The sequence below is a fragment of the Bradyrhizobium hipponense genome, assembly GCF_008123965.1.
Taxonomy (GTDB): Bacteria; Pseudomonadota; Alphaproteobacteria; order Rhizobiales; family Xanthobacteraceae; genus Bradyrhizobium; species Bradyrhizobium hipponense.
The window spans coordinates 1-6,717 of sequence record NZ_VSTH01000085.1; the positions used below are offsets into that span (position 1 = coordinate 1).

General features: G+C 64.0%; 7 protein-coding genes and 1 pseudogene. 2 read left to right on the forward strand and 6 right to left on the reverse strand.

Translation table 11 applies throughout. The features are described from left to right. Positions 1-173: 173 nt before the first annotated feature. Complete coding sequence (locus FXV83_RS24875; protein ID WP_148742155.1) at positions 174-1,355, reverse strand: GNAT family N-acetyltransferase; 1,182 nt, start codon at positions 1,353-1,355, stop codon at positions 174-176. A gap of 132 nt (positions 1,356-1,487) precedes the next feature. On the opposite strand from FXV83_RS24875, the gene FXV83_RS24880 reads away from it, so the two are divergent. Next, the gene (locus FXV83_RS24880) at positions 1,488-2,531 is read left to right on the forward strand and encodes a polysaccharide deacetylase family protein (RefSeq protein ID WP_148742143.1); all 1,044 of its coding nucleotides are present in this window, start codon (positions 1,488-1,490) and stop codon (positions 2,529-2,531) included. Here FXV83_RS24880 and FXV83_RS24885 read toward each other — a convergent pair. Further along, the gene (locus tag FXV83_RS24885) at positions 2,521-2,742 is read right to left on the reverse strand and encodes a DUF2842 domain-containing protein (protein ID WP_148742145.1); all 222 of its coding nucleotides are present in this window, start codon (positions 2,740-2,742) and stop codon (positions 2,521-2,523) included. The two genes, FXV83_RS24880 and FXV83_RS24885, sit on opposite strands and share 11 nt — an antisense overlap. A 125-nt stretch (positions 2,743-2,867) precedes the next feature. Between FXV83_RS24885 and FXV83_RS24890 the strand changes: the two genes are divergently transcribed. Next, complete coding sequence (locus FXV83_RS24890; protein WP_148742147.1) at positions 2,868-3,950, forward strand: COX15/CtaA family protein; 1,083 nt, start codon at positions 2,868-2,870, stop codon at positions 3,948-3,950. A 19-nt stretch (positions 3,951-3,969) separates the two neighbouring features. Here the strand turns inward: FXV83_RS24890 and FXV83_RS24895 are convergent, their stop codons facing one another. The 4 genes and pseudogenes from FXV83_RS24895 to FXV83_RS24910 form a co-directional block, all read right to left on the reverse strand. Next, positions 3,970-4,311 (reverse strand): hypothetical protein, encoded by a 342-nt coding sequence (locus FXV83_RS24895; RefSeq protein ID WP_148742149.1) that lies wholly within the window; start codon positions 4,309-4,311, stop codon positions 3,970-3,972. A 118-nt stretch (positions 4,312-4,429) separates the two neighbouring features. Next, positions 4,430-5,710, reverse strand: a complete 1,281-nt coding sequence (locus FXV83_RS24900) for an O-acetylhomoserine aminocarboxypropyltransferase (RefSeq protein ID WP_148742151.1) — start codon at positions 5,708-5,710, stop codon at positions 4,430-4,432. 139 nt (positions 5,711-5,849) lie between these two features. Then, a complete protein-coding gene (locus FXV83_RS24905; protein WP_148742153.1) occupies positions 5,850-6,434 on the reverse strand; it encodes a CoA-binding protein in 585 nt (194 codons plus the stop codon). A 99-nt stretch (positions 6,435-6,533) separates the two neighbouring features. Then, positions 6,534-6,717, reverse strand: a pseudogene (locus tag FXV83_RS24910) (enoyl-CoA hydratase); the annotation flags it as partial.

Genomic DNA, 6,717 nt, shown 5'->3' on the forward strand with positions numbered 1-6,717 from the left:
GCCCACAAGGGGAGAGGGTGGCTCGCCGCGATAGCGCCGGGACGGGTGAGGGGTCTCCCCCCGCGAACGAACCTCTCGCAGCTGAATCTGCGGATAGAACCCCTCATCCGGCGCTTCGCGCCACCTTCTCCCACAAGGGGAGAAGGAAAGGCATCTCGTAGGCGGATGGACTTCTACCCGAACGCCCGTCGCAGCTTCTGTGCCAGATCGAACAGCATCTGGTTCTGCTTCACCAGGCGCTTGCCGTGGCTCAGCGATGACATCGCCATCGCCGCGAGTTTTCCCCGCGAGGTCAGCGGGACGAAGCTATCGAAGATGTCTTCGTCGTCCTTGCAGAAAATCCGCTTGTACTCGTCCGAGCCGATGCCGAGGTCGAGCGAGTGGTAGCCGCGCTCGGCGCAGCGGTCGATGATGTAGCGCATCAGGATCAGGCCGGGGCTGTAGCGTGCGTGTTCCGACATCGTGTAGGTGTTGAACATCATCGAGAAGCGCTGGCCGTCGGCAACGCCGGCAAAGATCGCAATCACCTCCTCATCGCATTCGAGCGCATGGATGTCGATGATGCGGCCTTCGCCGCGCGGCGACAGGCAGGCGCCGCGGACGAACTGTTCGACACCCGGCTCTGCAAACACGTTCGGCAGCTTCTGTTCCGCCATCCGCGCCGGCTTGACGCGGAAGAACCAGTCGAGCAGCCGGGTGATGTCCGCGTCCGTGGTGGCGAGGTGATAGCGATACCCGGCGAGCACCTGGAGCTTCTTTTCCTTGCTCTTCAGCCGGCGGCGAAACGAATTGCTGATCCGCGATGCAGGCGGACCGCCGGGCTCCATCACCAACAGCGGGCAGCCATTGATCGAGCTCTGCTGCGGCAGAAGCGCAAAGGGGTTCTGCTGGTCGTGCCAGCGCAGGGGCTGCTGCGTCAGCGCCAGCACGTCGGCGTGCTCGCGCAACGGCGCGAAGAGCGCGTCGAGATCCGACGCAGCGGCCTGCGCGGCAAACTCGGCATTCCACAGTCCCATGTTGAAGGTCGTATGCTTGCCGCCCATGAAGCAGGCGGTGCGCACGCCGTGGCTCTGGCGCAGCACGAGCGGCAGCAGCGCGAGCGGCCTGTGCTCGGCATCGCGGGCAATGACGATGAAGGGGCGGGCGCCTTCGTGGTGACCGACGAGCCGCAGCCATGGGCTTAACAGGTCGAAGCGCTGATAAGGCGTGCAGAGATGACTAGGCTCCTCGAGGGCACGCCAGACCGGCTCGGCCTCCCCGGGATCGCTGACGATGTCGACATGCGCGATGCGGTTCGCTTTCGACCGCACTGGCGCTTCTGCCGTCCGGCTTTGCATCGCCGCAGCCATGGTTATTCGCGAAACCTGTCGAGAAAGCAAAAATTTAGGCATTTCGGCCTGTGGCCGACCTTTGCAAACAAATGTCAACAAAGGGTAAGGACAATAAGACAGGGAGCGGACCGCCGGGCTAACGCAAAGGTGGAGATATTGGCATCCGACGACAGATGGCTGGAGCGGCTGCGGCTCGAACTGGCCTGGTTCACCGGCCAGCCATTGTTGCGCAGTCGCGGTGCCGGCGCGATCCTGCACTTCGGGGCCGTGCGGCCGCGGCGGAGCGGCTCGTTCCAGCCGCACCGCGAGAACGAGATCACGCCGAAATTCCTCGGCCGCGCCATTCGCGCGTTGAGGCGGTGGAAGTACGATTTACTCGGCATGGACGAGGTCTGCCGGCGCGCGGTGACGCTGCCGGAGAAGCGGCGCTTCGTGGCGCTCACCTTCGACGGCGCCGGCAAGGACCTGATCAGCTTTGCCTACCCGGTGCTGGCGCACCACGGGGTGCCCTTCACGCTCTACGTTCCCACCGCATTTCCCGATGGCGTGGGCGAAGCCTGGTGGCTTGGGCTCGAAAAAGTGATTGCGCGCGAGAGCCGCGTCAGCCTGATGATGGGTGACAGGGAGCAGCGCTTCACCGTCACCGGCAATGCCGAGAAGCAGGCGCTGTTTTCGTTCCTGGAGAGCTGGTTGCGCTCGCTGCCGCCGGCGGATCTATCTGCGGCGATCAACGATCTCTGCACGCGCTACCGGATCGATCTTGCTTCCATCTCGCGCGAGGCGTCGATGAACTGGGAGGATCTGGCGAAGTTAGCTGCCGATCCGCTCGTTACGATCGGCAGCGCGACCGTGAACTATCCCGTTCTCGCCAACATGAAAGATGCCGCCGCGCTGCGCGAAATGACAATGGGCAAGGCGGTGGCCGAAGCGGCCTTTCACCGCGAAATCCGGCACCTGGCGTTTCCGTTCGGCGATCGCTCCTCGTTTCGGCGTGCTCACGTCGTGATGGCGGAGGAGGCGGGCTTTGTCAGCGCGGTGTCGACGATACCAGGCATCGTCGATGCGGAGGGGCGGACCAATTTGCGCGCGCTGCCGCGGATATCGTGGGACGGCCGGGGGCGTTCGCTGCGCATGATGCGCGTGCTGGTCTCGGGCATCGCCTTTGCGCCGGTGAAGCCGACGGGCAGCGCTATGAATTAGATTTCGCGCGGTCGGGCCGCTGCATCCAACTCACGATCGGCATCGCCGGCAGCACCCAGCCCATGCCGACGACCACGTAATAGATCGCCTGCCGCCAGCCGGACTCGGCGATCCACGGCATCTGCGCCAGCGCCATGCCCAGCAGGGCCCAGACAGTGGCGAGCACCAGGAGCAGGATGGCGCCGAGGAACTTGCGGGTGCGGATCGTCATGGCGGGATGCTGCGGCTTTCGCGTAACTTGCGCTGCGGGAGCGGGGGACTATAAGGGGCACGCAGTCCGGTTCAAGCCTCATTGGTTTAAGTTTCTCAGATAGAAGTTCTGGCTTCGCCTCCGAAATGACGACGATTTCCGCCCCGTCCGAGCCGCATCGCGCCGTGCGCTGGTGGCTGATTTCCGTGGCCGCACTGATCGTGCTGATGGTGCTGGTCGGCGGTGCGACACGGCTGACGGAATCCGGACTCTCGATCGTCGAATGGAAGCCTGTGACGGGCAGCGTTCCACCGCTCTCGGAGACACAGTGGACTGAGGCGTTCGAGGCCTACAAGAAGATCCCGCAATATCGCGAGCTCAATGCCGGCATGAGCCTGTCCGAGTTCAAGGAGATCTTCTGGTGGGAGTGGAGCCACCGACTGCTCGGCCGCTTCATCGGCGTCGCATATCTGCCGCCGTTTCTTTTCTTCCTGTGGCGGGGCGGACTGCCCCGTGAATTGAAGCGCAGGTTGTGGCTGTTGTTCGCGCTTGGCGGTCTGCAGGGCGCGGTCGGCTGGTGGATGGTGGCCTCGGGCCTCACGGAGCGCGTCGAGGTATCGCAGTATCGGCTGGCCACGCATCTCGTGCTCGCGCTTCTGATCTTCGCCGGCATCGTCTGGACGGTACGGCGGCTGTCCGAGCGGCCGCCGATCGCCGCGCCTGCGCGGCTGCGGCTGACGAGTGGGCTGCTGCTCGGGCTGACCTTCCTGCAGATCTATTTCGGCGCGCTGGTCGCCGGCTTGCGAGCCGGGCGTGCCTACAACACCTGGCCGACGATCGATGGTGCGTTCATTCCGTCGGCGGATCGGCTGTGGTTCGAGACGCCATGGTGGCGCAATATGTTCGACAACGTGCTGACTGTGCAGTTCGAGCACCGCATGACGGCCTATGCGCTGTTCGTGCTGGCGGCGCTTCACGCGTTCGATGCGGTGCGGTCGCGCACGGGGGCGGCGGCAAGCGGCGCGCTCTGGCTGTTCGCGGCGGTGAGCCTGCAAGCGGTGCTCGGCATCCTCACCTTGCTCAACCAGGTGCCGCTTGATTTCGCGCTCGCGCACCAGGCGGTCGCGATCGTGGTGCTGACGCTGGCGGTGATGCAGGCGGAACGGCTGGCCTCGCGGCAGTCTGCGCAAGCGCGGCCGCGGACGGTTCCGGTCGGGCAGGCCAGCTGATCGCTATCAGCCCGGCTGATCAGCAATAGCCGTAGACGCCGCACGAATAGGGCAGGCGCCAGAAATAATCGACCTGCTTGCCGCCGTAATACGAGCCCTGATAGTCGTAATCCCAGGGGCGGCCATAGTAGCCCGGCAGCGTGTGCGAGCCGGGCAGGAGCGGCGTGCCCGGCAGATTGCGGATGTAGCTGCTGATGCCATAGGCCGGCGAGATCAGCGCATCCGGATCAGTCTCGACATAGACCTTCGGAGGTTCCGGCGGCGCCGTTGCCCGCCGCTTCGGCGTGGCAGGAAGATCGGCGGCGACGGCGGCCGAGATGGTCAGCGTCGCGGCAAGGGCAGGCACCATCCAGCGCAGCATCGTCGGCTCCGAATCAAAGGGGCGATCCAGTAACGATGTATGCGGCAGTTATGGTTAATGACTGTTAACGAGGTCCGTCATTCCGAGGCGCACAAGCGCCCCGGAATGACCAGGAAAGCTACGCGCTCAGCGCCTGCTCGAGGTCCGCAATCAGGTCTTCCTTGTCCTCGATGCCGATCGAGAGCCGCACCACGTCGGGACCGGCGCCGGACCTGATCTTGGCGGCGTCGTCGAGCTGGCTGTGCGTGGTCGAGGCCGGATGGATGACGAGCGAGCGGGTGTCGCCGACATTCGCAAGGTGCGAAAACAGCTGCAATTTCTCGACCAGGCTGACGCCGGCGTCGTAGCCGCCCTTCAGGCTGAAGGTGAACACGGCGCCCGCGCCCTTCGGCGCGTATTTGCGCGCGAGCTGGTTGTACTTGTCACTGGCAAGCCCGGCATAGCTCACCGAGGCCACCGCCGGATGGCTGGCGAGGAATTCGGCGATCGCCTTCGCATTGTCGCAGTGCTTCTGCATGCGCAGCGGCAGCGTCTCGATGCCGGTCAGGATCAAGAAGGCGTTGAACGGTGACAGGGCGGGCCCGAGGTCGCGCAGGCCGAGCACGCGGCAGGCGATCGCGAAGGCGAAATTGCCGAAGGTCTCTTGCAGCCTGATGCCGTGATATTCCGGCCGCGGCTCCGAGAGCATGGGATATTTGCCGCCCGTCGACCAGTCGAAGGTGCCGGCATCGACGATGATGCCGCCGAGCGAATTACCATGGCCGCCCAAGAATTTCGTCAACGAGTGCACGACGATGTCGGCGCCGTGATCGATCGGTCGGATCAGATATGGTGAGGCCAGTGTATTGTCGACGATCAGCGGCACGCTTGCCTTGCGCGCCACGGTCGAGATCGCCTCGATGTCGGTGATGCTGCCGCCGGGATTGGCGATGGACTCGATGAAGATCGCTTTCGTGCGCGGCGTCACCGCGCGCTCGAAGCTCGCGGTGTCGTCGGGGTCGGCCCACACCACGTTCCAGCCAAAGCTCTTGAAGGCGTGCGTGAACTGGTTGATGGAGCCGCCATAGAGTTTTCGCGCGGCGATGAACTCGTCGCCGGGCTGGAGCAATTGCTGCAGCACCACGACTTGCGCGGCGTGGCCAGAGGCGACGGCGAGCGCGGCGGTGCCGCCTTCAAGCGCGGCAACGCGCTCTTCCAGCACCGCGTTGGTGGGATTACCGATGCGCGTATAGATATTGCCGAACGCCTGCAGGCCGAACAGCGAGGCGGCGTGGTCGGCGTCGTTGAAAACGAAAGACGTCGTTTGATAAATCGGCGTCGCGCGCGCACCGGTGGTGGGATCGGGCTGCGCGCCGGCGTGCACGGCGAGGGTCGAAAATCCCGGAAGGCGATCGCTCATTAGATGGCGTCCTATTCTTGTGGTCTGAAATGGCGCGGCATGCTGATCGTCACAGCGCCTGCCGTCAAGGCGCCGGTTCACATCAGAGCGATCGTGCTGCGCCTTGTCGGGTTGGCGAAATGAATGCTTCGCAATTGCGTCAGCTTTGCTCGCTCTTGTTTTTGGCGGCGCGATCCGATGCCGCGGTGTCGCCGCCGCCAACACTCATCCGATTGAGGGATAAGCGCATGCCTTGCGTCGGCGCTGGCGCGCGCTTGGAGCTCAGCGTGCGCGAATTGACGCCCATCCAGGAGATTTCCGACGACAACCGGCCATACTCGATCTTGGGGCAGCGGTTCATCACGACCTTGATGCCGACAGCCTCGGCCTTTTCCGCCGCCGCATCGTCGCGCGCCCCTAATTGCATCCAGATCACCTTCGGCAGCGGGTCGAGCGCCAGCGCCTCTTCGACCACGGGCATGATGTGGCTGGAGTTGCGGAAGATGTCGATCATGTCGATGGGACGGCCGATGTCGCAAAGCGAGGCGACGAAGGGTTGGCCGAGCAGATCCTTGCCGACATGGCCGGGATTGACCGGGATCATGTCGTAGCCGCGCTGCGCCAGATATTTGAACGCAAAATAGCTCGGCCGCACATTCGCCGGCGAGGCGCCGACCATCGCGATCGACTTCACGCTGTTGAGGATGCCACGGATGTAATTGTCGGGATAAGCGTCGTGGTTCATGTTCGTCTTTTCATGTTTTCATTGCGAGCGAAGCGAAGCAATCCAGACTCTCGCCGCGGAGCCATCCTGGATTGCTTCGCTTCGCTCGCAATGACGATTCTACTCGTCCCGCCAGGTCGGCGTGCGCTTCTCGATGAAGGCGCCGATGCCTTCCTCGGCGTCGCGCGCCATCATGTTCTCGGTCATCACCTCTGCCGCATAGCGATAGGCCTCGGCAAGGCTCATTTCGGCCTGGCGGTAGAACGCCTCCTTGCCGAGCTTGACGGTGTAGGCCGATTTCAGC